General features: G+C 69.4%; 26 protein-coding genes. 8 read left to right on the top strand and 18 right to left on the bottom strand.

Going from position 1 to position 26,592, the window contains the following annotated elements; all coding sequences use genetic code 11:
- Positions 1–214: 214 nt before the first annotated feature.
- From NVS89_RS05305 to NVS89_RS05295, 3 genes are read left to right on the top strand one after another with little or no spacing between them, the layout of a single operon-like run.
- Positions 215–1,666, top strand: coding sequence for a mannose-1-phosphate guanylyltransferase/mannose-6-phosphate isomerase (locus NVS89_RS05305; protein WP_258731467.1), 1,452 nt, complete (start codon positions 215–217; stop codon positions 1,664–1,666).
- 20 nt (positions 1,667–1,686) lie between these two features.
- Positions 1,687–2,763: a polysaccharide pyruvyl transferase family protein gene (locus tag NVS89_RS05300; RefSeq protein ID WP_258731466.1), complete on the top strand. Its 1,077-nt coding sequence runs from the start codon at positions 1,687–1,689 to the stop codon at positions 2,761–2,763.
- Complete coding sequence (locus NVS89_RS05295; protein WP_258731465.1) at positions 2,753–4,150, top strand: glycosyltransferase family 4 protein; 1,398 nt, start codon at positions 2,753–2,755, stop codon at positions 4,148–4,150. Before NVS89_RS05300 ends, NVS89_RS05295 begins: the two co-directional genes overlap by 11 nt.
- A gap of 29 nt (positions 4,151–4,179) precedes the next feature.
- Here NVS89_RS05295 and NVS89_RS05290 read toward each other — a convergent pair whose 3' ends face one another.
- On the bottom strand, positions 4,180–4,986 hold the full coding sequence (locus NVS89_RS05290; protein WP_258731464.1) for an HpcH/HpaI aldolase family protein: 807 nt from the start codon (positions 4,984–4,986) through the stop codon (positions 4,180–4,182).
- A 160-nt stretch (positions 4,987–5,146) separates the two neighbouring features.
- On the opposite strand from NVS89_RS05290, the gene NVS89_RS05285 reads away from it, so the two are divergent.
- Positions 5,147–5,929: an HpcH/HpaI aldolase family protein gene (locus NVS89_RS05285; protein WP_258731462.1), complete on the top strand. Its 783-nt coding sequence runs from the start codon at positions 5,147–5,149 to the stop codon at positions 5,927–5,929.
- A gap of 48 nt (positions 5,930–5,977) precedes the next feature.
- Here the strand turns inward: NVS89_RS05285 and aldA are convergent, their stop codons facing one another.
- The 15 genes from aldA to NVS89_RS05210 all read right to left on the bottom strand — a co-directional run bounded on the left by aldA (position 5,978) and on the right by NVS89_RS05210 (position 20,795).
- Complete coding sequence (aldA, locus tag NVS89_RS05280; protein WP_258731460.1) at positions 5,978–7,462, bottom strand: aldehyde dehydrogenase; 1,485 nt, start codon at positions 7,460–7,462, stop codon at positions 5,978–5,980.
- Between the two features lie 48 nt (positions 7,463–7,510).
- On the bottom strand, positions 7,511–8,323 hold the full coding sequence (locus tag NVS89_RS05275; RefSeq protein ID WP_258731459.1) for a hydroxypyruvate isomerase family protein: 813 nt from the start codon (positions 8,321–8,323) through the stop codon (positions 7,511–7,513).
- A gap of 37 nt (positions 8,324–8,360) precedes the next feature.
- Positions 8,361–9,005: a 3-oxo-tetronate 4-phosphate decarboxylase gene (gene otnC / locus NVS89_RS05270; RefSeq protein ID WP_258731458.1), complete on the bottom strand. Its 645-nt coding sequence runs from the start codon at positions 9,003–9,005 to the stop codon at positions 8,361–8,363.
- A 102-nt stretch (positions 9,006–9,107) separates the two neighbouring features.
- A complete protein-coding gene (locus NVS89_RS05265; RefSeq protein WP_258731457.1) occupies positions 9,108–9,782 on the bottom strand; it encodes an aspartate/glutamate racemase family protein in 675 nt (224 codons plus the stop codon).
- A gap of 79 nt (positions 9,783–9,861) precedes the next feature.
- Positions 9,862–10,743: a carbohydrate ABC transporter permease gene (locus NVS89_RS05260; protein ID WP_258731456.1), complete on the bottom strand. Its 882-nt coding sequence runs from the start codon at positions 10,741–10,743 to the stop codon at positions 9,862–9,864.
- Entirely contained in the window at positions 10,740–11,666 is a 927-nt protein-coding gene (locus NVS89_RS05255; protein WP_258731455.1) for a carbohydrate ABC transporter permease, read from the bottom strand. Before NVS89_RS05255 ends, NVS89_RS05260 begins: the two co-directional genes overlap by 4 nt.
- A 41-nt stretch (positions 11,667–11,707) precedes the next feature.
- Positions 11,708–12,709, bottom strand: coding sequence for a peptidyl-alpha-hydroxyglycine alpha-amidating lyase family protein (locus NVS89_RS05250; RefSeq protein ID WP_258731454.1), 1,002 nt, complete (start codon positions 12,707–12,709; stop codon positions 11,708–11,710).
- Between the two features lie 151 nt (positions 12,710–12,860).
- The gene (locus NVS89_RS05245; protein ID WP_258731453.1) at positions 12,861–13,475 is read right to left on the bottom strand and encodes a dihydroxyacetone kinase subunit L; all 615 of its coding nucleotides are present in this window, start codon (positions 13,473–13,475) and stop codon (positions 12,861–12,863) included.
- A complete protein-coding gene (locus NVS89_RS05240; protein ID WP_258731452.1) occupies positions 13,472–14,473 on the bottom strand; it encodes a dihydroxyacetone kinase subunit DhaK in 1,002 nt (333 codons plus the stop codon). The genes NVS89_RS05245 and NVS89_RS05240 overlap by 4 nt, the downstream gene beginning before the upstream one ends.
- Before the next feature lie 176 nt (positions 14,474–14,649).
- The gene (locus NVS89_RS05235) at positions 14,650–15,447 is read right to left on the bottom strand and encodes an SDR family NAD(P)-dependent oxidoreductase (RefSeq protein WP_258731449.1); all 798 of its coding nucleotides are present in this window, start codon (positions 15,445–15,447) and stop codon (positions 14,650–14,652) included.
- 42 nt (positions 15,448–15,489) lie between these two features.
- Positions 15,490–16,983, bottom strand: a complete 1,494-nt coding sequence (locus NVS89_RS05230; RefSeq protein ID WP_258731448.1) for a tripartite tricarboxylate transporter permease — start codon at positions 16,981–16,983, stop codon at positions 15,490–15,492.
- A 3-nt stretch (positions 16,984–16,986) separates the two neighbouring features.
- Positions 16,987–17,490 carry a tripartite tricarboxylate transporter TctB family protein gene (locus NVS89_RS05225; RefSeq protein WP_258731447.1) on the bottom strand — a complete coding sequence of 168 codons (504 nt, stop codon included), beginning with the start codon at positions 17,488–17,490 and terminating at the stop codon, positions 16,987–16,989.
- Positions 17,491–17,672: 182 nt separating this feature from the next.
- Positions 17,673–18,647: a tripartite tricarboxylate transporter substrate binding protein gene (locus NVS89_RS05220; protein ID WP_258731446.1), complete on the bottom strand. Its 975-nt coding sequence runs from the start codon at positions 18,645–18,647 to the stop codon at positions 17,673–17,675.
- A gap of 107 nt (positions 18,648–18,754) precedes the next feature.
- On the bottom strand, positions 18,755–19,735 hold the full coding sequence (locus NVS89_RS05215; RefSeq protein ID WP_258731445.1) for a peptidyl-alpha-hydroxyglycine alpha-amidating lyase family protein: 981 nt from the start codon (positions 19,733–19,735) through the stop codon (positions 18,755–18,757).
- Positions 19,736–19,790: 55 nt separating this feature from the next.
- Positions 19,791–20,795: a peptidyl-alpha-hydroxyglycine alpha-amidating lyase family protein gene (locus tag NVS89_RS05210; RefSeq protein ID WP_258731443.1), complete on the bottom strand. Its 1,005-nt coding sequence runs from the start codon at positions 20,793–20,795 to the stop codon at positions 19,791–19,793.
- 205 nt (positions 20,796–21,000) lie between these two features.
- Here NVS89_RS05210 and NVS89_RS05205 point away from each other — a divergent pair, with 205 nt between their 5' ends.
- From NVS89_RS05205 to NVS89_RS05195, 3 genes are all read left to right on the top strand, one after another.
- Complete coding sequence (locus tag NVS89_RS05205; protein ID WP_258731442.1) at positions 21,001–21,759, top strand: IclR family transcriptional regulator; 759 nt, start codon at positions 21,001–21,003, stop codon at positions 21,757–21,759.
- 178 nt (positions 21,760–21,937) lie between these two features.
- Positions 21,938–22,717 carry a Crp/Fnr family transcriptional regulator gene (locus tag NVS89_RS05200; RefSeq protein WP_258731441.1) on the top strand — a complete coding sequence of 260 codons (780 nt, stop codon included), beginning with the start codon at positions 21,938–21,940 and terminating at the stop codon, positions 22,715–22,717.
- A 154-nt stretch (positions 22,718–22,871) separates the two neighbouring features.
- The gene (locus tag NVS89_RS05195) at positions 22,872–23,708 is read left to right on the top strand and encodes an oxidoreductase (protein ID WP_258731440.1); all 837 of its coding nucleotides are present in this window, start codon (positions 22,872–22,874) and stop codon (positions 23,706–23,708) included.
- A gap of 15 nt (positions 23,709–23,723) precedes the next feature.
- Here NVS89_RS05195 and NVS89_RS05190 read toward each other — a convergent pair whose 3' ends face one another.
- A complete protein-coding gene (locus tag NVS89_RS05190) occupies positions 23,724–24,488 on the bottom strand; it encodes an SDR family NAD(P)-dependent oxidoreductase (RefSeq protein ID WP_258731438.1) in 765 nt (254 codons plus the stop codon).
- Positions 24,475–25,506 (bottom strand): 2-hydroxyacid dehydrogenase, encoded by a 1,032-nt coding sequence (locus tag NVS89_RS05185; protein WP_258731436.1) that lies wholly within the window; start codon positions 25,504–25,506, stop codon positions 24,475–24,477. Before NVS89_RS05185 ends, NVS89_RS05190 begins: the two co-directional genes overlap by 14 nt.
- Before the next feature lie 194 nt (positions 25,507–25,700).
- On the opposite strand from NVS89_RS05185, the gene NVS89_RS05180 reads away from it, so the two are divergent.
- Positions 25,701–26,573 carry an alpha/beta fold hydrolase gene (locus NVS89_RS05180; protein WP_258731434.1) on the top strand — a complete coding sequence of 291 codons (873 nt, stop codon included), beginning with the start codon at positions 25,701–25,703 and terminating at the stop codon, positions 26,571–26,573.
- The last annotated feature ends 19 nt before the right edge of the window (positions 26,574–26,592 follow it).

The raw sequence follows: 26,592 nt of genomic DNA, 5'->3' as shown, positions 1-26,592 counted from the left end.
CAGTGTCGTAGATATTCCGCATTTATGACAAAGTGATAAGAAACTCTGCTGAGTCTAAGGATTAAAATACGAATGAAATCCGAAGTAAATTTCGGTACCTAATTTGTATTGAGTTATTCCTTATGACGTATATCATTTCGCACTTGCGAAGTGGTTCGGGCATGTGCCGTCCCACTACTGTGTCATGACTTTCCCAAAGTGAGGAGGGCAACCGATGGTCGCTGGCTCTAAGATCGTCCCGGTCATTCTCGCGGGTGGGTCCGGAACCCGGCTCTGGCCGATTTCGCGCGATTCCCTGCCGAAGCAGTTCCTGCCGCTCTCCACCTCGGGAGCCACGCTCTATCAGGACACCCTCCAGCGCGTCGCGCCGGGCGACATGTTCGCCTCGCCGATCATCGTCACAAACGAGGAATTCCGCTTCTTCGCCCAGCGCCAGGCGCGCGAGATCGGCATCGAGCCGACCGTGCTGCTGGAGCCGGTGCGCCGCGATTCCGCGCCGGCGCTGCTGGCCGCGACGCTGCTCGCCCAGCAGCTCCACGGCGAGGAGGCGACCCTGCTGGTGCTCGCCGCCGATCACGTCATCGGCGACACCGCCTCGTTCCGCGAGGCGTGCGGCAAGGCGCTGGCGGCGGCCGGGCTCGGCCACATCGTCACCTTCGGCATTACGCCGACCGAGCCGCGTACCTCCTATGGCTATATCCGCCGCGGCAGCGCGCTGAACGGCGGCTCGGCGGCGCGGGTCGAGGCCTTCGCCGAGAAGCCGAACGCCGCCATGGCCCGCGATTATGTCGAGGCCGGCTACCTCTGGAACTCGGGCAACTTCCTGTTCCCCGCCCATGTAATGCTGGAAGAGGCCGAGGGCTTCGAGCCCGAGATCGTCGAGGCGGTGCGCGGCGCGGTCGCGAGCGCGCGGAGCGACCTCGGCTTCTGCCGCCTCGGCGCCGAGTTCCGCACCGCGCCGAGCCTGTCCATCGACTATGCCGTGCTGGAGCGTACCAGCCGCGCCGCCGTGGTCGAGGGCAGCTTCCCCTGGTCGGACGTCGGCAGCTGGAACGCCATGCGCGAGATCGCCGAGTCCGACGAGGCCGGCAATGTCACCCGCGGCCCGGTACGGGTCATCGACGCCGCCAACTCCTATATCCATTCCGAAGGCCCGCTGGTCGCGGCCATCGGCGTGGAAGGGCTTTCGGTGGTGGCCACCGGCGACGCCGTGCTGGTCATGCCCTCCGAGCGCTCGGAAGAGGTCAAGCACCTCGTCGCCTCGCTCAAGGCCGAGCGGCGCAACGAGGCCAACGAGCATCCCCGCTGCTACCGGCCCTGGGGCAGCTACGAGACGATCAATCTCGGCGGCCGCTTCCGGGTGAAGAAGATCATCGTCGATCCGGGCGAGCGGCTCTCGCTGCAGCGCCACCACCACCGCTCCGAGCACTGGATCGTCGTGCACGGCACCGCCGAGGTCACGGTCGGCGAGGAGGTATTCATGGTGCAGGAGAACGAGTCGACCTACATCCCGCTCGGCGCCGTCCACCGCCTCACCAATCCCGGCCGCATCCCGCTCGAGCTCATCGAGGTCCAGGTCGGCTCCTATCTCGGCGAGGACGATATCGTCCGGCTCGACGACGTCTACAACCGCGTCGAATCCGCGCCGGCGGTCGCCCTGCCATGACCAATAGAAGGAAACGCGACGTGCTCCACCAAGACTCGCTGCGCAAGATGGTGCGTGAGACGGGCACCGTTCCCCTTAGCTGGGTGGCCGCCACGCGCACGCAGAACTACCTGAACCTGGGCGACGCCCTCAGCCCCGTCATGGTGGCGCTCCTCTCCGGCAAGCCGATCGTGCACCAGGCGCATGACGCGAACAGCGTGCGCATGGCGGCGGTCGGCACCATCGCCCAGAATCTGAAGAACGGCGACGTGTCGGTCTGGGGCACCGGTTCCTCGCGCTACATCAACACGGGCGGCGAGGGCGAGCGCGTCCCCTTCCACCCCGATCCCGGCACGCGCTATCGCATCCACGCGACGCGCGGCCCGGTCAGCCGGGGCCTGCTCGGCGGCGAGGACAATGCGGTTGGCAAGCCGGTCTATGGCGATCCGGTGTGGGCGCTGCCGCGCTTCTACAGCCCGCCGGTCGAGAAGAAGTGGGAGCTCGGCGTCATCGTCCATCTCTCCGATCTGGTGGACCGCTCGCTCGACGCGCAGCCGCGCGAGGCCTATTCGCGCTACCACATTCCGGGCGAGTTCAAGGACAGCGTGCGCATCATCAACACGCTGACCGAGGTCAGTGCGGCCTCGATGCGCGAGAAGCTCGACGAGATCCTCTCCTGCAAGCGGCTGGTCTCCACCAGCCTGCACGGCATGGTGTTCGCGGAGAGCTACGGCATTCCTTGCCTCTACTTCTCCCCGCGCGGCACGCCCGAGGGGCTGGTCGGGCGCGTCATGGACCCCGACGACGGCTACGACCTGCGCATCACCGACCTTTATCTCGGGCTCGGCATCCCGCGCATCCCGGTCTATGTGCAGCGCCGCAACAAGCCGACCGACTGGGAACACCTGATGTGGTCGATCGACATCGCGTGGAAGCCGGTCGAGTTCGACATCGATCCGCTGATCGAGGCGCTCCCGATCGACGTGGCGCCGATCTCCGCCCCGCGCGGACAGACCGTCTTCGAGCATCCGCTGATCCGCGACATCCCTTACGCGCATGTCGGCGGCGTGGCGCGGGTCCGGGCGCGGACGCCGGAGGTGCAGGCTGTTGCGGGGTGACGAAAACGGGGCCGGCGCGCCGGCCCCGTCCATGCTCTCGCGGCCGGCGCGTCGCGGGACGGTGATGATCGACGGCTACAATCTTGCGCTCGAGGCGGGCACGGGTGTCGCCACCTATGCCCGCAATCTGAGCTTCGCCTGCGGTGAGCTCGGCTATCGGACCGAGATCCTCTACGGCACCCGTGCCGCCCCAAGCACGGACCCCCTGCTGCGGGAGATCGCCTTCTTCGATCCGAATGCCGGCTCACCGTCCTTCCTTCTGGAACTGAGCCGGCGGCTCGTCCAGCTCTGCACCTCGCCGATGGGCATCCGCGCGCGCGACGTGCCGATGAGCGGCAAGGTGATCTCGCGCGCCTTCCAGTCGCGCATGCCCCATTACGACCGGATCTGGAACGCGCCGGAGCTATTCTCGCGCAGCTACTGGCATTTCCGCGCCTACAAGCACTTCCTCACCGTCGGCGGGGTGCCGCGGCCGGACCTGATGCACTGGACCTACCCGCTGCCGATCAGGCTGCCGGGCACGCGCAACATCTACACGCTGCACGACCTCGTGCCGCTGCGCCTGCCTTTCACCACGCTCGACAACAAGAAGTTCTACAAGCGGATGATCCAGGGCGTGCTGCAGCGCGCCGACCACATCGTCACTGTCTCGGAATCGTCGAAGCGCGACATCGTCGAGCTGTTCGACTACCCCGAGGAGAAGATCACCAATACCTACCAGGCGGTCTCGATCCCGGCGAAATACGCCGAGAAGCCGGACGATCTGGTGCGCGAGGAGGTGGAGGGCGCCTTCGGCCTCACCTACAAGGGCTACTTCCTGTTCTTCGGCGCCATCGAGCCGAAGAAGAACATCTCCCGGCTGATCGAGGCCTATCTCGCCTCGCAGGTCGACGAGCCGCTGGTGCTGCTCGGCAAGACCGCGTGGAAGGCGGGCGAGGAGCTGCGCTTCCTCAACGAAGGTTCGAACCGCTATCTCGAGCAGCTCGACAACCTGACCTTCGTGCGCGACCGGGTGCGGCGCTTCGACTACGCCCCGTTCCCGCTGCTGGTGAGCCTGATCCGCGGCGCCAAGGCGCTGGTCTTCCCCTCGCTTTACGAGGGCTTCGGCCTGCCGGTGCTGGAGGCGATGTCGCTCGGCACGCCGGTCATCACCTCCAACACGGCGTCGATCCCGGAGGTGGCGGGGGATGCCGCGCTGCTGGTCGACCCCTACGATCCGCGCGCCATCGCCAACGCGATCAAAACGGTCTCGAGCGATGCCGAGCTGCGCGGCGTGCTGTCCGGGCGCGGGCGGGCGCAGGCGGCGCTGTTCTCCGAGAGCCGCTATCGCGACCGGCTCGCCGCGCTCTATGCCCAGCTCATGCCCGAGGACGCGAATGTGAGCTGACGACCGGCGCCGCCTCGGGCGCCGGTCCGTCAGGCACCCGTCCGCCGGGCTCCGATCTGGCGCGTCTCCTCGACGTCGGCCTTTCCTCCCTGAAGGATGAAGCCGAGATCGGAGGCGCCGGTCAGCGAGCGCACGCCGATATCCATCAGCCAGCCCAGGAATTCCGGGTCGTTGCGCACGCCGCCCACGCCCATCGACTTGCCGTGCCGCTTCGCCGCCGCCGCGACCTTCTCATAGGCCGCCCGCATGCGCGCGTGCCCGTACTCGCCGGGAACGCCCATCCCGGTGCTGAGATCGGTGGAACCGATATGCACCACGTCGATCCCCTCGACCGCGGCGATGGCGTCGGCGTTCTCGACCGCCTCGGGCGTCTCCAGCATCACCACCAGCAGCGTCTGCTCGTTCAGCAGCCGGTGCAACTCGCCCTGGGGCGGCGCCATGTAGCCGAGCGTGGGCGCCTGGCTGAAGGCGGAGCGTTGCCCGAGCGGGGGAAAGCGCACGGCCTCGACCGCAGCTTTCGCCTCCTCGGCCGTGCCGACATGGGGCACCATCACACCCTGCGCGCCGCAGTCGAGCACGCGGGCGATGAGGTGGGGATCGTGCGAGCCGACCCGGCAGATGGGCGTCACCCCGGTCGGCAGCGCCGCGACGCACACCGCCGCCGCGGTCTCCAGCGAGGTCGGGTTGTGCTCGAGGTCGCAATAGATCGCGTCATAGCCGCAGGCGGCGGCGACGAGCCCGATATTCGGCGTGCGCATCTGGTTGACGCTGAGGCTGAGGACCAGCCGGCCCTCGCGCAGCTTCCGCTTGGCGACATTCTCGATGACGTTCGGCATGGCGTTTCCCCGGCAGCGGCGATGTCGGCCGCTTCCCGCATTGCTAGCGGCGCCGTCCGGCCGGCTCTGTCGGCGGGGCGACAGGAACGGGCCTCGGCGCCGCCTATCGTGCCCGGCGAAGGCGCCCTGCCGGGCCGCCTTCCTGCCGGGGGAGAGGGCCATGCCGGGGAATGCGGCGAAGACGAAACTCGCCAATGACGAACTCGTCCTGTGCATGGCGGTGAACCAGATGCGCAGCGCCGAGGTGCCGATGATCGCCGCCGCCTGTGGCTTCGACGCCATCTTCATCGACCTCGAGCACAGCGCGACCTCGCTGGAGACAGCGGCGATGATCAGCGTTGCCGCGCTCGGCTGCGGCATCACGCCGATCGCCCGCGTGCCCTCGCACGAGCCGTTCCACGCTGCGCGCATCCTCGACGCCGGCTGCCAGGGCGTCATGGTTCCGCATGTCGAGACCGCCGCCCAGGCGGAGGCGATCGTGAGGAACCTGCGCTACCCGCCGCGCGGCGTGCGCTCGGCCTACGGCACCGGGCCGAGCCTCGGCTACCGGGCGGTCGGGCAGGGCGAGGCCAATGAGGTGCTCAACCGCGACGAACTCGTCATCCTGATCCTCGAGACGCCCGACGCGATCGAGAGGGTGGACGAGATCGCCGCCGTGCCGGGCGTCGACGCGATCCATATCGGCGCGCTCGACGTCAGCAACCTGATGGGCATTCCCGCCGCCTATCGCGATCCGCGCATGCAGGCGGTGTTCGAGCGGGTCGCCGCCGCCTGCCGTACCCATGGCAAGGCGATGGGCGTGGGCGGCGCGCGCGGCGATGCCGGGCTTCAGGAGCACCTGATCTGGCTCGGCGTGCGCTACCTGACCTCCGGCTCCGACGTCAGCTACCTGATGATGGCGGCGAAGACGGAGGTCGAGCGGCTGCGTGCGCTGAAGCTGTGAGGTGCGAAGGCGCGCCCCCCGTCCGCCGACGGACAGGGGGCGCCGCCCTCAGCCCTGGATGTAGACCATGTGGGTCTCGGTGAACTCGTAGAGCCCGTGCTTGCCGTCCGCGCCGCCGATGCCCGACTTGCGCCGGCCGGCATGGAAGCCCTGCATCGCCTCGAAATTCTCGCGGTTGATGTAGGTCTCGCCGAACTTCAGCTCGCGGCTCGCCTTCAGCGCCGAATTGAGGTTCGAGGTGAAGATCGAGGAGGTCAGCCCGTAGTCGGAATCGTTCGACAGGGCGATCGCCTCGTCGAGGCTGTCGACGGCCTGGATCGGCAGCACCGGGCCGAAGGTCTCGCGGCGCATGATGTCCATGTCGGCCCGCGCGCCGGTGATGAGCGTCGGCTCGTAGTGGAAGCCGGCGGGGCGTTCGGCGATCCTGCCGCCGGTGACGATGGTCGCCCCGTCGGACTTGGCCTTCTCGACCGCCGCGGCGACCTTGTCGAGGCCGGCCTTGTTGACCAGCGGGCCCATGTGCAGGTCCGCTTCCTTCGAGGGGTCGCCATAGCGCGTGCCCTCGAACAGCGTCTTCAGGCGGTCGACCAGCGCGTCGTGAACGCCGCGCTCCACATAGACGCGCTCGGCGCAGTTGCACACCTGCCCGGTATTGATGACGCGGGAATCGTAGATCGCCTTGGCCGCCAGATCGAGGTCGGCATCGGCCAGCACGATCGCCGGCGCCTTGCCGCCGAGCTCGAGGTTGACGCGGGTGAGGTTGCGCCCCGCCGTCTGCATGATGTGGGTGCCGGTGGCGACGCTGCCGGTGAACGACACCATGTCGATGCCCGGATGCGTCACCAGCGCCTCGCCGGCGGTCTTGCCGCGCCCGCCGACGAGGTTGAACACGCCGGCCGGCAGGTCGGTCTCGGCGACCAATTGCGCGAAGGCGAAGGCGTTGATCGGCGTCTCCTCGCTCGGCTTGATGACGATGGTGTTGCCGGTCACCAGCGCCGGCGCCAGCTTGCGGGCGATGAGGAAGAACGGGAAGTTCCACGGCAGGATGCCCGCCACCACGCCGAGCGGCTTGCGCAGCAGCAGCACCGTCTCGTTCGGCCGGTCGCTGGTCAGCACCTCGCCCTCGAGCCGGCGCGCCCATTCGGCCATGTAGTCGATGTAGTCGGCGGTAAAGTCGACCTCGATCTGCGCCAGCGGGGCGATCTTGCCCTGCTCGCGCACCACGATGTCGGCGAGCGCCCGGCGGTTCTGGTGCAGCTTGGCGGAGATGGCACGCAGATGCTCGGCGCGCGCCACCGCCGGCAGCTTCTCCCAGGCGGGCTGCGCACGCCGCGCCGCCGCCACCGCCGCCTCGACCGCGGCCGCGTCGGAATCGGGGATGCGGCCGAGCAGCGTGCCGTCGGCCGGGTTCGTCACCTCGATGGTGGCGGTGGTCTCGGGCGCGAACGCGCCGTCGATGAAGTTCCTGTAGGTGGCGGGGGTCTGCGTCAGCGCGATGGCCGATTCGCCCTCGACCGGAGTGTGCTTGGTCATCTGAGATCCTCCTTGGCTCGGCTTGTTGTGTCCTGAACGTCCGCTCTCTCACGCATGGGCCGCGCCGGCCTTGCGCATCGCTCCGGCCCTGTGGGCCGCGAGCCAGCCGAGGCCGTCCTCGGTGCGCCCGGCGGGCACGTATTCGCAGCCGATGAAGCCGGCATAGCCGGCCGCATCGAGCGCGGCGTAGAGCGCGGCGAAGTCGAGTGTGCCGGTTCCCGGCTCGTGGCGGCCGGGATAGTCGGCGATGTGCATGTGGTGGATCAGTCCGGCATGGTCGCGGATGAAGGGCAGCGGGTCGAGGCCGGCATTCACCGTGTGGAAGGCGTCGAAGATCAGCCGGACATTGTCCCGGCCGAGCTCGCGGATGGCGCGCAGCGCGAGGTCCGGCGTGTCCAGCAGGTAGTCGGCGATGGTGCCGCTGCCGATCGGCTCCAGCAGCAGGAGCATGCCGCGCGCGCGGGCGGCGTCGGCGGCAAGAGCGAGGTTGCCGATATAGGTGTCCCAGAGCTTCGCCTCGGGCACGCCCTCGGGCCGCACCCCGGCCATGGCGTGCATCGCGCGGCAGCCCACGGCCTCGGCATAGTCGAGGCTCGGCTCCAGCGTCGCGCGGAACTCGGCGACGCGCTCGGGCAGGGCGGCGAGCCCCTTCTCGCCGCGCGCCGCGTCGCCGGAGGGCAGGCCCATCTGCACATAGGTGAGCCCGGCCTCCTTCAGTGCCGCCGCCACCGCCGGCGCGGGCGTCGCATAGGGCGCGGGGTTCTCGACCGCGTCGAAGCCGTTCGCTCGCGCGGCCGCGATACGCTCGACCAGCGGCCGGTCGGAGAACAGGTAGCCGATATGGGCACTGTATCTTCTCATGACGCGAAACCTTGCCTTCCTCCGGACGACCCGCCGGTCAGCCCCCTGCGCCCGGGCCGAAGGCCCGTTCGAGTTCGTCGATCCGCGCCGGCTCCAGCATCCGCGCGGGCAGGCCGCGCAGCAGCAGGGCGAGGCGCGCGGTCTCCTCCAGCTCCTCGGCGGCGAACACCGCGCTGCGCAGGTCGCGCGCCGCCACCACCGGGCCGTGATTGGCGAGCAGCACCGCCGCGCAGGCGCCGCCAAGCGCACGAATAGCGTCGCCGAGCGCGGGATCGCCAGGCCGCAGATAGGGCAGCAGGCGCACCCGGCCGACGCGCATCACCACATAGGGCGTCAGCGGCGGGATCGCGTTGTCCGGGTCGATGTCGGCGAGGCAGGACAGCGCCGTCGCATAGGTGGAATGAAGGTGCACCACCGCGCCGGTGCCCGGCCGGGTCTCGTAGAAGGCGCGATGCAGGAACACCTCCTTGGAGGGGGAATCGCCGGAGACGTGGCGCCCGCCGCCGTCGAGCTTGGCGATCCGCCCGGCCTCGAGCGAGCCGAGGCAGGAATTGGTCGGCGTCACCAGCAGCCCGTCCGCGACCGCCACGCTGACATTTCCCGCCGAGCCGACGCTGTAGCCGCGCTCGAACAGAGAACGCGACAGGCGCACGAGCTCGGCGCGGGCCTCGGGCTCGTTCATGCCGCTTCCCCGTTCCGTCCGATGGCCGACGCACGGTGGACGGACACATTCGCCCCGGTGACATCGTCGGCGATTACCCCGATCTGCATGCCGCGCGTCCCCCTAGGCCGCCGCCTGCGCGCCGGTCACCAGCCGCTTCATCTTCGCGACCGCCGCGCCCGGTGCCGTGAGGACCGGCACTTCGAGGCGCTCGCGCACCAGCGGCGCGGCGCGGGAGGTGGAGAAATGAGCCAGCATCACCGCGTCCATGCCGCCGAGCCGGGGCGCGGCCTGCGCCACCAGCCGGTTGTGGGTGTCCGCGTCGCCCTTGCGCAGCAGGTCGATCGCGTCCGGCACCAGCACCGTGGCGAGGGTGGCGGAGGGCCGCAGCCGGGCCGATTCCTCGGCGAACTCGTCCTCCATCGTGCCGATCGACGGGGCGAAGGTCGCCAGCATGCCGATCCGGTCGCCCTGTGCCAGCGCGGCCTCGAACATGGCCTCGTTCGGCTTCAGCACCGGTACCGGCAGCACGGCCGCGGCGCGCTCGATCGCCGGGCCGAAGGCCGAGCAGGTGACGAGCAGCCCGTCGGCGCCGATGCGGTGCCCGTAGCGCGCGAAGGCGACGAAGCGCTCGATCATCTCCTCGCCGAGGTCCGCCTCGCGCGCCCGGTCCGCCGACAGCGCGTCGTCGAGCAGGTTGACGAGCTCGGCCTCCGGCCAGCCCTGCGCGAAGGCCGCGAGCACCGGATCGATCGCGACCGGCGTCGCATGCAGGAGGACGATGCGCGGCGATTTCATGTCCGATTCTCCCGGGCGGCGCGCACCGATGCGCGCGGGCCCCTGCACGTTGGCTGTTCCATGCGCGGGTGCCGGCCGGTCATCCCTTGACCGCGCCGGCGGCGAGCCCGCTCATCAGCATGCGCTGGAACAGCAGGAAGATCAGCGCCACCGGCAGGGTGCTGACGATCGCCCCCGCCGCGCTGACACCCCACACCGCCGGCTCGCCGAGCGCGAACTGGCGCATGATGACCGGCAGCGTCTTCACCTCGGCGGTGGAGGTCAGCAGGAAGGCGAACAGGAAGTTGTTCCAGGTCATGATGAAGGCGAGCAGCCCGCCGGCCACCAGCCCCGGCAGCGACAGCGGGATGATGATCCGCCACAGCACCTTCAGCCGGCCGCAGCCGTCGACCTGAGCCGCCTCGTCGAGGTCGCGCGGCAGGGTCGAGAAATAGTTGATGAGCAGCAGCAGCACGAAGGGTGCCGAATGCGTCGCCTCGGCGAGGATCATGCCGAGATGGGTGTTGTTCAGCCCGTAGGTGCGGAAGATCACCAGCAGCGGCACCAGCAGCACCACGCTCGGGATGGTGTAGGCGACCAGCGTCGCCACCAGGAAGGACGAGCGCCCGAAGAAGCGGAAGCGCACGAAGCCATAGGCGCCGAGGCTGGCGATCACCAGCGTTAGCAGCATGTTGCCGCCGGCGATGATGGTGCTGTTGCGGAAATACATACCGAACGGCACCGCCTCGAACAGGCTGCCGTAATTCGCCAGCGTCGGCGCATCGGGGAAATAGGTCACCTGCCGATTGCTGAGCCAGGCGCGGTCGAAGTCGGCGGTGTGCTCGGGCGTGATCGAGGCGATGAAGATCCAGATCAGCGGCGCCAGCGAGTAGAACAGCACGACGAAGGCGCCGAGCCCGATCAGCGCGCGGCGCGGCACTTGCGAGCGGCGGCGGCGGATGGTGCGGGGCGCGGCGCTCATGACGCGTTCACCAGCACGTTGCGCGCGAGGTGGCGCACATAGAAGGCCGAGACGAACATGAGGATCGCCGCCAGCACCACGGCGATGGCCGAGGCGTAGCCGATCTGGAACTGGTTGGTCAGCATGAAGCTGTAGACCGCTTCGGTGTGGTTGCTGAAGCCGGGCCCGCCGCCGGTCATGACGAAGATCATGTCGATGTGGTTGGACATCCAGATCATGCGCAGCAGCACGAGGAAGAAGATGGTCGGCAGGATGTGCGGGATGGTGATGCTGACGAACTGCGACCAGCGGCTGGCGCCGTCCACCTGCGCCGCCTCGTAGAGCTCGCCGGGAATGGTCTGCAGCGCGGCGAGCAGGATCAGCGCCATCAGCGGCGCGCCGTACCAGACCATGGCCGACACCACGATCCAGAAGCTGGCGAGCGGGCTGCTCATCCAGGCGATGTAGTTGTCGATCAGCCCGGCGCGCACCAGCAGGTCGTTCACCACGCCGAAATTGCCGTCGAACATGTAGAGGAACAGCAGGCCCACCACCGCCGGCGGGGTGATGTAGGGCACCATCATCGCCGCCCGCACGAAGCCGCGCCCGCGGAAGTTGAGGTTGAGGAACAGCGCGATCGGCAGTGCGATGGCGAGCTCCAGCGAGACCACGGCGAGGTCCCAGCGCAGCGTGCGCCACAGCCCGTCCAGGAACACCTGGTCGTCCAGCATGCGCCGGAAATTGTTGAGCCCGATGAAGGCCGCGCGCTGCAGGCGCAGCAGCGAGGCGTTGGTCATCGCCAGCTCCACAGCCTTCAGGGTCGGGTAGACCGTGACGGCCGCCAGCAGCAGGCAGATCGGCGCGATGAGCATGTAGGGGAACAGGTCGATGCGCTTCCGGCGGCGCCGGGTCGTCGCGACCGTCGCGATCGGGATGTCGCTCATTGCCGGCCTCCGCGGGCGTTGGGTCGGGCGCGCGTGATCATCTACACGCCCGATCGCTTGAATTTCTGGAAGCAGTGCGGGGTGAGGGGGGCGAGCAGGTCGACCGCGCCGCCGCGCACCACCACCTCGCCGACGTAGAGGTCGCCGCAGGAATCGCACCACAGGCCGTGGGGCGCGATGAAGTTGCCCGGCAGCAGCGGCTTGTGGCCCCCGAACCGCGCCACCACCTTGCCGTCCGGGTCGCACACGGTGACCCGCGCCACCGGGTCGTGCCCGGCCGGCGGGCAGCGGCAGGCCTTGTCGTGGACGTGGTAGCCCACGGGCTTGGCCCAGCCGAGCTCGGCGATGTGAATGAAGTCCTGGTCGTCGATGAAGATGTCGTTGGGCCGCCCGACCCAGTCCCACGCGTTCAGGAATACGCCGTCGGCGGTGAAGATCTGGACCCGCGAATTCTCCCGGTCGCACACATAGACGCGGCCCGAGCTGTCGACCGCCACCGCATGGACGAGGTTGAACTCGCCCGGCCCGGTGCCCGGCTGGCCCCAGGAGGCCAGGTGCCGGCCCTCGGCGGAGAAGCGGTGGACGCGGGCATTGCCGTAGCCGTCGCTGATGTAGAGGTCGCCATTGGGCGATTTGGCGACGTTGGTGACCCGGTTGAAGGGCTGGCCGCCGAACAGCACCGGGCTGACGCCGATCTCGTAACCGGTCTGCGAGGCGACGCCGGGCTCGCCCAGCATCATCTTGAAATTGCCGTCGGCGTCGAAGATGCGCACCGTGTGGTCGGCGTCGTCGGTCAGGTAGAGCTGGTCGTCCTTGTCGATGTAGATGCCGTGCGGGCTGGCGAAGACGCCCTTGCCCCAGGCGTCGAGGAAGCGCCCCTCCTTGTCGAACACGATGACCGGGTGCTCGCCGCGATTGAACACATAGACTCGGTCCCGCGAGTCGACCGCGACGCCGGCGACCTCGACGAAGGACCAGCCTTCGGGAAGCTGCTCCCATCCCCGCACAACGTCGAACTCAAAGCGGTGCGCGCCGTAACTCATACCCCGTCCTCTGGATTGCGCCGTTCCCGCCGGGCTTTCGGGCGGCCCCGCCCGCTGCCGGCGACGATCCCCGGAAGCTAGCGGTTCGGCGCGGCGCGGCTGTCGCGCGGGCGACATTCGGACAGCGCGGGCGAGCGGAACGCGCTTTCGATCAGGTCGCTGGGGCGGCGAGGTCGCGGCAGATCAGAGCCACCGCCAGCATGCCCGGATCGTCGAGGCCCACCGAGCGGTCGGCGAACATGCGCGCGCGCCCCACCCGATTGGGCCGCGCGCGGTAGTCGTCAAGCGTCGCTTCCGCCGCCGCCAGCGCGTTTTTCGGCATGCCGGCGAAGTCGCCCGCGCCGCGCAGCGCCTCTTCGATGGCGGCCAGCATGTCGACCACCGTCTTGTCGCCGAGCGTCGCGCCGCCGCGCGCCAGCATGGTCTCACGCGCGAGGCCGAGCATGGCGGCGACGTCGCCCGCCGAGAGCTCGGTGCGGCCGGCATAGCTCTTGCCGAAGGCGAGGAACACGAAGGCGACCAGCGAGCCGAGGCTGGAGCCGGTCGCCCCGCTCGCCGCCATGCCGGCGCGCTTGAAGAAGTCGCCATAGTCGGCCGGCGGTGAGGCCACCGCCTCGGCCGCCTTGGCGAAGACGCGCCGCAGCGTCATGCCGGTGTCGCCGTCGCCGAGCTTTCCGTCGGCCTTGTTGAGCTCCTGCTCGCGCTCCGCGGCGATGGCGGCGACCCGCGTCAGCAGCGCCGCGAACCCGGTCGTCGTCACACTCACGGCTGGTTCCTCCAGAACGGGCAGTCGGCCGGTGCGCGCAGCAGTGCGTCGAGCTCGTCGTCGACCCCGATCAGGCTGAGCGAGCAGCCGGCCATTTCCATCGAGGTCGCGTAGTGCCCGACCAGCGGCCGCAGCACCGTGATGCCGCGCCGGTCGAGCCCGGCCTTCACCCGCCGGTAGATGATGAACAACTCGTCGAGCGAGGTGGCGCCGAGGCTGTTGACCAGCACCCACACCCGCTCCTGATGCGCCTGCGGCAGGTCGGCGAGCAGGCGCTCCAGCATCTCGTCGGCCACCTCGTCGGCCGGGGCGAGCGTGCGCCGCCAGATGCCCGGTTCGCCATGGATGCCCATGCCCATCTCCATCTCGTCCTCGCCGATGGTGAAGGTCGGCTCGGCGGCGCCGGGCACCTGGCAGGGATAGAGCGCGCAGCCGATGGTGCGCATGCGCTCCACCGCCTTGGCGGCGACCCGCGTCACCTCGTCGAGATCCGCGCCCTGCTCGGCCGCCGCGCCGGCCGCCTTGTAGGCGAGGATGAGGCCGGCGACGCCGCGCCGCTTCGCGCTTTCCTCGGGCGCGGCGCTGGCGATGTCGTCGCAGCCCAGCACGGTGGTGGTGCGGATGCCTTCCTCCTCGACCAGTTCGCCGGCGAGGTCGAAATTCATCCGGTCGCCGCCATAATTGCCGTAGAGGCGCAGCACGCCGCGCCCGCCTTCGGCGGCCTTGATCGCCTCCACGCAGTCGCCCACGGCCGGGCCGGCGAACACCTCGCCGATGGCGCAGGAATCGATCAGCCCGCGCCCGACATAGCCGGTGAAGAGGGGCAGATGGCCGCTGCCGCCGCCCGAGACGATGCCGACCTTGCCGTTCTTCGGCGCGCGCGCGTCGCGGATCACCCGGCCCCGCTCGCCGGTGCGCACCAGCGTCGGGTGGGCGGCGCACAGGCCCTCGAGCATCTCGTCGACATAGGCGTCCGGCGCATTCATCAGCTTCTTCACGAGGGGCTCCTTCGCGGGCAGGCGGATCGGGATCGTGCCCTCCCGCGCTCGTCGCGTGGGACGGGTCGGCCGGCGAAAGGCCGGCCGGGCACGGCGCGCGGCAATTTAGCGAGGCGCCGGAGCGCCGAATGTCGCCCGGCCGACAGACTGAGGGTCCGTATCGGCCCCCGGGCGGGTCACACCACCGGCGAGGTGCCGCCATCGATGTTGATGGCGACGCCGGTGAGGTAGCTCGCCCGCGCCGAGGCGAGGAAGGCGATGACGTCGCCGGCTTCCGCCGCCTCGCCGACGCGCCCGAGCGGGATGTCGCGCTTTTGCGCGTCCTCGGCATAGAGCGCGTCGAGCGCCGCGCCCTCGGCGGCGAGCCCCTGGCGGTGGTACCGCCGCTCGTGCTGGCCGCTCTTGATGAAGCCGATGCACACCGTGTTGACGAGGATGTTGTCGGGTGCGAGATCGCGCGACAGTGCCTTGGTGACGGCGATGCCGCTCGCCCGCGCGGTCGAGGTCGGCAGCGAGCCCGCCCGCGGCGTGCGGCCGGCGATGGCGGTCACGTTGATGATGCGCCCGCCGCCGAGCGTGCGCATCTGCGGGATCACCGCCCGGATCAGGTCGAGCGCCGCCCACACCTTGACGTCGAAGTCGCTCATCCATTCCTGCCGGGTGGTCTGCTCGAACGGCTTGGCGAGCGAGGTGCCGGCATTGTTCACCAGAATGTCCACCCGCCCGAAGCGGGCGAGCGCGGCGCCGACGATGCGCTCGGCCGCGCCCTCTTCGGTGATGTCGCAGGCGAAGGGCAGAACGGTGCCCGCGCCTTTCGCATTGATCGCCTCTGCCGTCGCCTCGACCAGCGCAGCCCGCCGTCCGACGATGACGACGTTGCCGCCCTCGGCGGCGATGCGCTCGGCGGCGGCGCGCCCGATTCCCTCGCCCCCGCCGGTGATCACCGCCACCTTCCCGGTTAGTTCCAGATCCACCCTCGTCTCCTTCCCTTCGTTGCACCGGGCGCAGCCGGGCGCTCACGCCTCGGCGTCGACCTTGACCTGGTTGAACGTCTTCAGCGACGAGACGGCGAGCACCGCGACCGCGAGCACGATCAGCGCCGTCGACAGCGGCCGGTCGAAGAAGATCATGAAGTCGCCGCCCGACATTTCCAGCGACTGGCGCAGCGCGCTTTCCAGCAGCGGGCCGAGGATCATGGTGAGGATCAGCGGTGCGGCGGGAATGTCGACCTTCTTCATCAGGTAGCCGGCGACGCCGAACGCCAGCATCACGCCGATGTCGAAGGTCTGGTTGCTGAGGCTGTAGGCGCCGACCACGCAGAAGGCGAGGACGATGACGACCAGGATCGGGTAGGGCACGCGCAGCATCGCCACCCAGAGCGGGATCAGCGGCAGGTTGAGCACGAGCAGGATCAGGTTGCCGACCACGAGGCTCGCGATCACCGCCCAGACGAACTGCGCGTGCTCGACGAACAGCGTCGGGCCGGGCACCAGGCCGTTGATCATGAACGCGCCCATCAGGATCGCGGTGGTCGGCGAGCCCGGAATGCCGAGGGTGAAGAGCGGGATCAGCGCGGCGTTGGCGTAGGCGTTGTTGGCCGTCTCCGGCCCGGCCACGCCCTCGATGGCGCCGCGGCCGAACTCGTCCGGGTGCTTCGAGATCCGGCGCTCCACCGCATAGGACAGGAAGGCCGGGATCATCGAGCCGAGCCCCGGGATCAGGCCGAGCATGAAGCCGATCAGCGTGCCGCGCGCGACCGGACCGGCGGAGCGCCGCACGTCCTGCCGCGACATGTAGAGCGAGCCGACCGGGGGCGCGAACATCGCGGTCAGCGGCCGCTCGATGCTGAGCAGGATCTCGGCGATGCCGAACAGGCCCATCACCACCGGCACGATCGGAAGGCCGTCCATCAGCTCGAGCTGGCCGAAGGTGAAGCGCTGCATCCCCATGATCGGGTCGATGCCGACCTGCGCCAGCAGCAGGCCGATGGTCGCCGCGATCAGCGCCCTCGAGATGGACTGGCTGGCGAGCGAGGTGACGAGCACCAACCCGATGAGCAGCAGCGCGAAGATCTCCGGCGGCCCGAAGGTGAGGGCGAGCCGGGTGAGCGGCAGCGCCAGGAACACCAGCCCGATGGTGGCGATGGTGCCGCCGATGAAGGAGCCGATGGCGGCGACCGACAGCGCCGGCCCGGCGCGCCCGAGCCTCGCCATGGCGTAGCCATCGAGGCAGGTGACGGCGGAGGCCGCCTCGCCCGGCGTGTTGATGAGCACCGAGGTGATGGTGCCGCCATACATCGCGCCGTAATAGATGGCGGCGAGCATGATGATGGAGCCGGTCGGGTCGAGCGTAGCGGTGACCGGGATCAGGATGGCCGTGCCCGCCGCCGGGCCGATGCCCGGGAGCACCCCGATCAGCGTGCCGAGCACGCAGCCGATCAGCGCGTAGGCGAGATTGCCCGGATGCAGGACGTCGGCGAAGCCGCCGATGAGAAGCAGGAAGGTTTCCACGCGCTAGGCTCCGCACAGCCAGGAAGGACACAGACCCGGCAGATCCTCGCTCGGCAGCGGCACGTTCAGCCAGTGGCTGAAGACGTATTCGATACCGAAGCTGCCGATCGCCGCGACGACGAGGATGGTCAGCGGGTTGCGCGTGCCAAGCGCCCACAGCACCACGGCGTTCATCACGAACATGGTGGCGCCGTAGCCGACCCGCTCCAGGAAGAAGGCGGCGCCGGCGAGGGCGAGCAGCAGCGTCACCAGCCGGAACAGGCCGGCGCGGTCGCTCGCGAAATCGGCCTTGCCGCGCGCCAGCTCGCGCGCCGCCTCGCCGAAGGTCGCCTCGAGGAAGGTGATCACCGAGAGCAGCGCCAGGATCAGCGCCAGCCAGAACGGGAAGAAGCCGGGGCCGGGGCCCATGGGCGTGTAGTAGTGCAGCTCCAGCGCGCCGCGCACCAGCAGCACGCTGGGGATGAAGATTGCCACCGAAGTGATCTGGTAGACCCGCTGTGTCGTCATCACGTCGCCTGTGTTCGGGGAGCCGCCGCACGCGCGGCGGGCGGGCGGCCAGGGCCGTCCCGATCGTCCGCGTACGGGAGCGCGCCGTCTCGCGCGCGGTCGAGCGCGGCACCGATGCGCCCGGCGGCGGCCGGACCGTCCCATCGCGAAGCCCGACGGAACGGCCGGCGCCGGCGGAAGCGCTACTGGCCCTGCTTGCGCGCGGCCTCGATCAGCGGCTTGAAGCGCGCGTCGACCTTGTCCCAGAAGGCGGCGTATTCGGCCGGCGGCAGATAGCTCAGCGTGTTGCCGTACTCGGTCATCCGCTCCTTCAGCGTCGGGTCGTCCATCGCCGTCTTGAGCGCCAGCGTCAGCCGGTCGATCACCGCCTGCGGCGTGCCCGCCGGGGCGGCGAGGCCGATATCGGAGCCGATGGCGCCGATCTCCGGATAGCCCGCCTCGCCGACCGTCGGCACGTCCGGCAGGTTCGGGTCGCGCTTGTCGCTCATCACCGCGAGGATGCGCAGCGCGCCCGACTTCTGCTGGGTGACGAGCTCGCCGATCGAGTTCATCGACACGTCGGTGTGCCCGCCCATCAGCGCGGTGAGCTGCGGCCCGCCGCCCTGGAAATTCACCGTCGCGAGCTTGGTGCCCGTGCCGTTCTCGAACGCCAGCGCGGCGAAGTGCCCGGTGGCCATGAAGCCGCTGGTGCCGGCCTTGATCTTGCCGGGCTTCGCCTTGGCGGCGTCGACCACGTCCTTGAGCGTCTTGAAGGGACTGGAGCTCGTCACCACGATGCCGAACGGGGCGCCGTAATAGAGGCCGATCGGCACCAGGCTGTCGCGCCCGAACGGCGATTTGCGCTCGGTGTCGAGATAGCCGCTCGCGGCGGTCGGCAGCACCAGCAGGGCGATGGTCTGCCCGTCCGGCTTGGCGGTGGCGACATAGCCGAGCCCGATCTGCATCGAGGCGCCGGGCTTGTTGACGACTTCCACCGGCACGCCGAGATCCTTCTCCAGCAGCGGCGCCAGCAGGCGCGCGGCGGTATCGGCGCCGCCGCCGGCCGTCGAGGGCACGACGAAGGTGATCGGCTTGCCCTTCTGCGGGAAGTCGTCGGCGGATGCGACGCCGGTGCAGGCCAACAGGCCCGTCAGCGCCAGAAGCAGTGCCTTCCTCATGTTTGTCTCCCTTTTTCCCTTGGCTCGCGGCTTGTTCGTGGGCGGCCGCTTGTCGTCTTTGGCGTCGTGTCGTCGGTGCTCCGCCTGTCGCGGGTGCTGCTGCCGCGTCAGGCCTCCGGCAGCCGGCGCAGCTTCTTCAGCATGGTCGGCTGCTCGGGCAGCGGGCGGCCGGGGAAGAGCAGCGGCCAGGTGCTCCGCGTGACCTGCCCGACATAAAGGTCGCCGTGCGAATCCACCGCGAGCCCGTGCGGCGAGGTGAACTGGCCGAGGCCGTTGCCCGCGCCCTCATGGCTGTCAAGCCGCCCCACCAGCCGTCCGTTCTGTACGATGCTGATGCGCGGGCCGAGATTGGGATAGTCGCGGTTATGCGCGAGATGGGGCGGCAGCTCGCCGAGGAAAAACAGCGGGTCGGTGCGCCCGACCATGCACATGCCGCCGGGCCGGTGCAGGTTGTTCCACTGCGTCTCGTAGCGGCCATTGCCGTCGAACACCTGCACCCGGTGGTTCTCCCGGTCGACGACATAGACCCAGCCGTCGTCGTCGCAGGCGATCTTGTGCGGCAGGTTGAACTCGCCGGGCCCCGAGCCGCACGTGCCCCACGACATCAGATAGCGCCCGTCCGGGTCGTATTTGTGGATCGCGGCGTTGCCGTAGCCGTCGGAGACGTAGATGTCGCCATTCGGCGCCAGTGCGGTGTGGGTGCAGCGGTTGAACGGGCGGTTGCTCATGCGCGGGGAGGGCTGGTCAGGCGTGCCGATGCGCAGCAGCACCCGGCCGTCCAGCGTGCAGCGTGTGACGGTGTGGGTGCCCTCGTCGGTGCAGTAGATGGTCTGGTCGGGACCGATATGCAGCCCGTGCGGCTTGCTGAACAGGTCCTCGCCCCAGCTGTCGAGGACGTTTCCCTCGCGGTCGAACACGATCAGCGGCCGTTCGCCGCGATTGAACACATAGACCCGGTCGCGGGCGTCGATCGCGACCGAGGGCACCTCGCCGAGCGTCCAGCCCGGCGGCAGCTTCGCCCAGTCGGCGAGCGGCTCGTAGCGGTAGGTGCCGGTACCCAGCACGATGTTCTGTTCGAGCGTTTCCATGTCCCAGGCCTTGTGTTCCGGCGTCTTCGCGCCGGTTGTCGCGTGGTCGGACCGGCTACTCCTCCACGATCCGTCGGAGCTTTCGCAGCGAGTTGAGCTTGTCGGGCAGCGGCCGCCCGGGGAAAAGCGAGGGCCAGGACGAGGTCGTGACCTCGCCCACATACATGTCCCCGCTCGAATCGAGCGCGATGCCGTGCGGCGAGGTGAACTGGCCGAGACCCGTGCCCGGGCCGCCATGGCTGTCGAGGCGGCCCACCACCTCGCCGTTCGAGAGGATGCTGATACGCGGGCCGAGATTCGGGTTGTCGCGGATATGCGCCATGTAGGGGCCGATCTCGCCGACGAAGCATAGCGGGCAGGGGCCGCTGGTCATGTACATCGCGCTCGGCCGGTGCAGGTTGTTCCACTGCGTCTGGTAGCGCCCCTCGCCGTCGAAGATCTGGATGCGGTGGTTCTCGCGGTCCGCCACATAGACGAGGCCGTCGACGTCGCAATGGATGTTGTGCGGCAGGTTGAACTCGCCGCGCCCCGAACCGGAGCGGCCCCAGCTCAGCAGATGCCGTCCGTCCGGGCTGAACTTGTGCACGGCGGCGTTGCCGTAGCCGTCGGAGACGTAGATGTCGCCGTTCGGCGCCAGAGCGGTGTGGGTGCAGCGGTTGAACGGGCGCCCGCTCATGCGCGGGGCGGGCCTGCCGGGCACGCCGATGCGCATCAATAGCCGTCCCTCCAGCGTGCATTTGCACACGGTGTGGGTGCCCTCGTCGGTGCAGTAGATGCTCTGGTCGGGGCCGATATGCAGGCCGTGCGGCTTGGTGAACAGGTCCTGGCCCCAGCTATCGAGGAAGCCGCCATCGGGGCCGAGCACCACCATCGGGTGGGCGCCGCGGTTGAACACGTAGACCCGGTCGCGCGCGTCCACCGCCACCGCCGCCACCTCGCCGAGCACGACGTGCTCCGGCAGGCTCATCCAGTCGTCGAGCGGCTCGTAGCGGAAGCGGCCGGTGCCCAGCACCAGGGGGCCGTCGACGCTCTCCGCGGGCCTGCTGTCCTGCACGTCCATGCTGCGCGTCCGTCCTGCCCTGTGCCGGAACGGGTTCGATCTCGCCTCGAGTTCGCCCGCCGGTCATCTCACTGAGTGAGTTTTAAATCCAACTCAACGGAATATGGCAGCGGAATGCCGCACGGTCAAACGCAAAGCGGGACAGCATCGCGACGGCGCCCCGGCCACGTTGTGAGCGTCGGAGCGTTGGGCTAACGTGTTGGCCATGAACGAGATTGGCGCCATCAACCGCGTGCTGAGGCTGGTCAGCCTGCTGTCGGACTACCCGCATCTCAACGCCAAGCAGGCCGCCAACCTGCTGGGATGGCCGGTCAGCAGCACGCACCGGCTGCTGCGCAAGCTGGCCGAGCACGAGTTCGCCGAGCAGACAGACGGCAACTTCTCGCCGGGCATGGAGCTCTACCGCATCGTCGGCCGGCTCAGCGGCAAGATGCCCTTCGCCGAGATTGCCGAGCCGCTGCTCGACGCGCTGACGCGCCAGTTCAACGAAACCTCGATGCTGACGATCCTCGAGCGCCGGCAGCTGCGCATGTACACCGCGCAGGCCGCCTCGCCGCAGGACCCGATGCGCTACATCGTCGAGCTCAACCGTCGCGACCCGCTGGTGTGGGGCGCCTCCGGCCGCGCCTTGCTGGCGCATCTGAGCCCGGAGGAGATCGACACCGCCATCGCCACCTGCACCACGACCAACATCCGCGGCGAGGTGCTGGACCCGGCCGAAGTGCGCGCGGCGCTCGAGGCGACGCTGAAGGAGGGCTTTGCCCTGTCGCGCTCGCACCGCACGCTCAATTCGATCGGCATCGCCGTGCCGTTCTTCGGCCCGCAGGGCGACGTGATCGGCAGCGTCGGCTTTCAGATTCCCGGCTTCCGTTTCCGCGAGGAGCAGCTTGCCGGGCTGGTGGAGGGGCTGACGCAGACCGCCCTGATCATCTCGCAGCAGATAGGCGCCAAGCCGAATTTCTGAGCCTGCCTGCGGCACGGCCCGTCGGACGACGTCCTTGCGAAATCGCGCCCGCTCGACCTAAGCTCAGGCAGGAGGAGACGGAGCCATTCCCAAAAGGAAGGTTCGAGCCATCCAGCCGCGCGTAAGCAACGAGCGGAAACAAATCAAAATATATATAAATCCGCCTAGGAAAACGCCAATGGAAACCAGCACCATCGGATATGCGCCTTCCACCGGTGCGGACATCCTTCACGACGTGAAGGTCAGCATGGACCGCAACGGAAACCTGCCCTATCCCCGCTTCATGGACATGCTGCGGCTGGAGGACAGGAACTTCCTCCTCACCCGCTCGGTCGCCAAGTGCCTCGCCAAGAACCAGGCGCTCTACCTTCAGGGCGACCGCTCGGAGAACCTGTTCATCGTGCTGCGCGGGACGGTGAAGGTTCACTACATCCATGACAATGGCAGCTCGCTCACCACCTCCTACTGCCGGGAGGGCATGCTGGTCGGCGCCCATGGCTGCACCCGATGGGCCGGCAATCACTGTTGGTCGGCGCAGGCGCTGGAGGACAGCCGCGTCCTGTGGATCGGGCGCGAGCAACTCGTCGAGCTCACCGAACGCTCGGCCCATGCGCTGCGCTGCGTGCTGGCGATCGCCGAGTTCAAGGCCGAGCAGCTCAAGAAGGTGATCCAGATCCTTGCCGAGACCACGGTAGAGCGTCGCATCGCGCTGGCGTTGCGCCATCTCGGCGCGCTCTACGGCATCGACCGCGGCGAGGAGATCGAGATCGACGGCCGGCTGACCCATCAGGAGATCGCCGAGATGATCGGCGCCTCGCGCCAGAGCGTGACCACGCTGCTGACGGGTCTGGAGAAGGCCGGCGAGATCCGCCGAGAGGGGCGGCGGCTGTTCATTCCCTGCAACCCGACCGCCGGGCGCCTGGCCGACCCGCCGCTGCGCACCAACGAGCGGCACTGAGGGCTCCGCAGCGCGCCTGCCGCCCGTGCTCGCGGGCGGGGTGGAGGATTGTCGCGCGTCCGACAGTGCCGGCGCGCGCACCGGCCTAGGCTGCGGCCTTCCGGCCCGGCGCCGCGCGCCGGCCGGCCCGCATCCACCCGCATGGAGACTCCCGATGGCCGATCACGACGCGCCCGTCTGGTTCATTACCGGCTGCTCCTCGGGCTTCGGCCGCGAGCTGGTGAAGCAGGTGCTGGCCCGCGGCTGGAAGGTGGTGGCGACGGCGCGCGATCCCGCCAAGATGGCCGATCTCGTGCAGGGCTTCGAGGAACAGGCGCTCGCCTTGCCGCTCGACGTGAGGGACGCGGCGCAGGTCGAACAGGCGGTCGCGCGCACGCTGGAGCGCTTCGAGCGGATCGACGTGCTGGTGAACAATGCCGGCTACGGATATCAGAGCTCGGTCGAGGAGGGCGAGGACGGCGCGATCCGCGCGATGTTCGAGACCAATGTCTTCGGCCTCGCCGGCCTGATCCGCCGCGTGCTGCCGGTCATGCGCGCGCAGCGTAGCGGCTTCGTCGTCAACTTCTCCTCCATGGCCGGCATCGCCGGCAATCCGGGCACCGGCTATTACGCGGCGACCAAGTTTGCCGTCGAAGGGCTGTCGGACGCGCTGGCGAAGGAGGTGGCCGATCTCGGCATCAAGGTGCTGCTGGTCGAGCCCGGCCCGTTCCGCACCGAGTTCCGCACTGCGGTGCAGCGCGAGGAGAGCAGGATCGCCGACTACGAAGCGACGGTCGGCGCCCGGTTGCGCGCGATCTCCCATCCCTCGACGGCGCCCGGCAACCCGATCAAGGCGGCGCAGGCCGTGCTCGCCGCCGTGACCGCCGACAGGCCGCCCGCGCGCCTGCTGCTTGGCAGGCTGGCGTTGCAGAATGCGCGCGACAAGCTCGCCTCGATGCAGGCCGACTTCGCCGCCTGGGAGGCGGTCACGCTCGGCGCCGACGACCGCTGACGCCGCGCGCGGCTCTCAGGCCATCACGCGCCCGCCATTGACGTCGAGGATCGCGCCGGTGGTGTAGCCGCTCATCTGCGTCGAGCCGAGGAAGAGATAGGCGCCGACGCAGTCCTGCGGGACGCCGAGCCTGTTCAGCGGCACCGCCGCCTTCACCGCCTCGAGCCGCTCGGGCGGCGTGCCGTCGTGGAACGGCGTGAGGATGAGGCCCGGCGCGACGGCGTTGACGCGGATCGCGTCCCTGGCGAACTCCTGCGCCATGCTGCGGGTCAGCGAATGCACCGCGGCCTTGGCTGCGGCATAGATGGCCGAGCCAACGCGCCCGCCATTGCGGCCCGCCACCGAGCCGGTATTGATCACCGAGCCCCGGCCGGAGGCGCGCAGCGCCGGCAGCGCAGCCTGGGTCACGGCGAGGATGGAGCGGACATTGAGGTCCATCAGCCGGTCATAGCCGCCGCCGTCATAGGTGGTGAGCGGCACCATGTCGCTCAGCCCGCCGGCATTGTTGACCAGTATGTCGAGCCCGCCGAGCCCCGCGATGGCGCGCCCGGCCATGGCCTGCGCCTCCTCCGCCCGGCTCACATCGCCCGAGACGAGCATCGCCCGCGCGCCGGCCGCGGTCATTTCATCAACCAGCGCCCGCGCCGGCGCCTCGTTGTGGAAATAATGGATCGCCACGGCCGCACCGTGCTCGGCGAAGGCGCGTGCCACCGCCAGCCCGATGCCGGAGCTGGCGCCCGTGACGAGGACGCGGGCTCCCTTGAGATCATCGAGTATCATCGTCTCGGCCTTTGCTGCTGACGGGCGCGCGCGGCGCGGCCGGCGGCACGACGACGTCGCGCGCCGGCAGGGTCTCGCCGCCCAGGAATGCGGTGATGTTGCGAAAGGCGTGGGCGGCCATGATAGGCACGTCGTCCATCAGGCTGCCCGCCGAATGCGGGGTCAGCACGACATTGTCGAGGCTGCGCAGCGGCGAATCCGCCCGCAGCGGCTCCTCGGCGAAGACGTCGAGGCCGGCGCCGGCGAGTCGGCCGCTCGTCAGCGCCGCGACGAGGTCGGCCTCGACCACAAGATCGCCGCGCGCCGCGTTGACGAGCGTCGCGCCCGGCTTCATGCGGGCCAGCGCGGCGGCGTCGAACATCCCGGCATTGGCCGCCCCGCCCGGGCAGTGGAGCGTGACGATGTCGCTCTGCGCCAGCAGCTCCTCGAACGGGACGAAGCGCGCGCCATGCGCCAGTTCTCCGGCCACCGGGCCGCCGCGGGTGAAATAGAGCACCTCGCCGTCGAAGCCGCGAAGCTGGCGGGCGACCGCGCGGCCGATATTGCCGAAGCCGACGATGCCGACCGTCTTGCCGTAGAGCCGCTGGCCGACCGGTCGTATCTCGCCGGAGATCCAGCGGCCCTCGCGCAGCGCCCGGTCGGCGAGCGGGATCCGCCGCAGCGTCGCCAGCATCAGCGCGATCGCGTGCTCGGCGATGGTATCGGCATTGACGCCGGCGGTGATGGCGACCGCGATACCGCGTCGCCGGGCGGCCTCGGTGTCGATCTTGTCGTAGCCGGTGCCCCATTTCTGGATGAAGCGCAGGCGTGGGGCGCGGGCCATCATCGCGTCGGTGACCGGCGCGGTGACGAGCAGCACCTCGCTCTCCGCCAGCATCGCCTCGCTCATGTCCTGCGGCCGCTCGGCGAAGGCGAGCTCGAAGCCGGCCGGCGCGCCCTGCCGGATCAGGGCCTGCGCATGCCGGTCGAAGACGAAGCCGAGGCAGGCGAGGCGCACCGTTGTCGGGGAGGGCGGCATCGCGTCAGTCGTCCCCCGCCGGCGCCGCCGGGCCTGTCCGCATCATCGTCTCCCCCCGGTGCTCGCCGGCCCGCATGTGACGGCATCCTGCGAGCCTAGCGGCGCGCCTCACCCCGGCCTGTCGCCTGCGCGACATCGCCCGCCGGCCGAGGCGCTAGTCTCGCCAGCGCGGACGCCATTGCGTGGGACCAGCCATGTTCGAGGGATTTGCCGACACCTTCATCGACACAAGCGGCGCGCGGATCCGCGTGCGGCACGGCGGCGAGGGTCCGCCGCTGCTGCTGCTGCACGGCAACCCGCAGACCCATGTGTGCTGGCACAAGATCGCCAACGAGCTCGCCGAGGACTACCACGTCGTGGCGGCCGACCTGCGCGGCTATGGTGACAGCTCGGCACCCGAGCCGGACGCGGACTGCGCCAATTATTCGTTCCGTGCCATGGCGCAGGACCAGATCGAGGTGATGCGCGCGCTCGGCCATGAGCGCTTCTTCCTCGCCGGCCACGACCGGGGCGGGCGCACCGCGCACCGAATGATGCAGGACCACCCCGAGGCGGTCGCGAAATGCGCCATCCTCGACATCCTGCCGAGCCGCCATGTCTGGCACAACGCCTCGCGCGCCTGGGCGCTGAAGTCCTGGCACTGGGTGTTCATGCCCCAGACCGGCGGCCTGCCGGAGGCGATGATGGCCGCCGTGCCGCCCGAGCAGTTCCTCACCAAGATGATGGTGCTGCCGGGCAATACGCGCAGCGTGTTCGACGAGGAGGCGTGGGCCGAATATGTGCGCTGCTTCACGCCGAAGATGATCATGGCGTCCTGCGCCGACTACCGCGCCTGCGCCACCGTCGACCTCGACATGGACGACGCCGATTTCGGCCGCAAGGTCGAGGTGCCGCTGATGGTCATGTGGGGCGTGCGCAGCCACACCCAGGCGGTGTTCGACGACGCGCTCGCCGTCTGGCGCGACTATGCAACCCATGTCGAAGGCGGGCCGGTAGTCAGCGGACACTTCATTCCCGAGGAAGTGCCGGAGGAGACGCTGGCGCGCTTCCGCGCCTTCTTCGTCTGACCGCTTGGCGAGGGCGGAG

It is taken from the genome of Ancylobacter mangrovi, from assembly GCF_024752355.1.
GTDB lineage: Bacteria > Pseudomonadota > Alphaproteobacteria > Rhizobiales > Xanthobacteraceae > Ancylobacter > Ancylobacter mangrovi.
Note: the sequence above shows the minus strand (reverse complement) of the source record. Positions and strands in the feature narration are given on the sequence as shown.

Bases quoted from the DNA above. Each gene is read 5' to 3' on its own strand.
- NVS89_RS05185 (WP_258731436.1), bottom strand. From the start codon at position 25,506: ATGCCGCCCTCCCCGACAACGGTGCGCCTCGCCTGCCTCGGCTTCGTC.
- NVS89_RS05260 (WP_258731456.1), bottom strand. From the start codon at position 10,743: ATGAGCGCCGCGCCCCGCACCATCCGCCGCCGCCGCTCGCAAGTGCCG.
- NVS89_RS05290 (WP_258731464.1), bottom strand. From the start codon at position 4,986: ATGCCGAACGTCATCGAGAATGTCGCCAAGCGGAAGCTGCGCGAGGGC.
- NVS89_RS05195 (WP_258731440.1), top strand. From the start codon at position 22,872: ATGGCCGATCACGACGCGCCCGTCTGGTTCATTACCGGCTGCTCCTCG.
- NVS89_RS05200 (WP_258731441.1), top strand. From the start codon at position 21,938: ATGGAAACCAGCACCATCGGATATGCGCCTTCCACCGGTGCGGACATC.
- NVS89_RS05180 (WP_258731434.1), top strand. From the start codon at position 25,701: ATGTTCGAGGGATTTGCCGACACCTTCATCGACACAAGCGGCGCGCGG.
- otnC (WP_258731458.1), bottom strand. From the start codon at position 9,005: ATGAACGAGCCCGAGGCCCGCGCCGAGCTCGTGCGCCTGTCGCGTTCT.
- NVS89_RS05250 (WP_258731454.1), bottom strand. From the start codon at position 12,709: ATGAGTTACGGCGCGCACCGCTTTGAGTTCGACGTTGTGCGGGGATGG.
- NVS89_RS05285 (WP_258731462.1), top strand. From the start codon at position 5,147: ATGCCGGGGAATGCGGCGAAGACGAAACTCGCCAATGACGAACTCGTC.
- NVS89_RS05305 (WP_258731467.1), top strand. From the start codon at position 215: ATGGTCGCTGGCTCTAAGATCGTCCCGGTCATTCTCGCGGGTGGGTCC.
- NVS89_RS05225 (WP_258731447.1), bottom strand. From the start codon at position 17,490: ATGACGACACAGCGGGTCTACCAGATCACTTCGGTGGCAATCTTCATC.
- NVS89_RS05205 (WP_258731442.1), top strand. From the start codon at position 21,001: ATGAACGAGATTGGCGCCATCAACCGCGTGCTGAGGCTGGTCAGCCTG.
- aldA (WP_258731460.1), bottom strand. From the start codon at position 7,462: ATGACCAAGCACACTCCGGTCGAGGGCGAATCGGCCATCGCGCTGACG.
- NVS89_RS05275 (WP_258731459.1), bottom strand. From the start codon at position 8,323: ATGAGAAGATACAGTGCCCATATCGGCTACCTGTTCTCCGACCGGCCG.
- NVS89_RS05210 (WP_258731443.1), bottom strand. From the start codon at position 20,795: ATGGACGTGCAGGACAGCAGGCCCGCGGAGAGCGTCGACGGCCCCCTG.
- NVS89_RS05255 (WP_258731455.1), bottom strand. From the start codon at position 11,666: ATGAGCGACATCCCGATCGCGACGGTCGCGACGACCCGGCGCCGCCGG.
- NVS89_RS05215 (WP_258731445.1), bottom strand. From the start codon at position 19,735: ATGGAAACGCTCGAACAGAACATCGTGCTGGGTACCGGCACCTACCGC.
- NVS89_RS05265 (WP_258731457.1), bottom strand. From the start codon at position 9,782: ATGAAATCGCCGCGCATCGTCCTCCTGCATGCGACGCCGGTCGCGATC.
- NVS89_RS05190 (WP_258731438.1), bottom strand. From the start codon at position 24,488: ATGATACTCGATGATCTCAAGGGAGCCCGCGTCCTCGTCACGGGCGCC.
- NVS89_RS05220 (WP_258731446.1), bottom strand. From the start codon at position 18,647: ATGAGGAAGGCACTGCTTCTGGCGCTGACGGGCCTGTTGGCCTGCACC.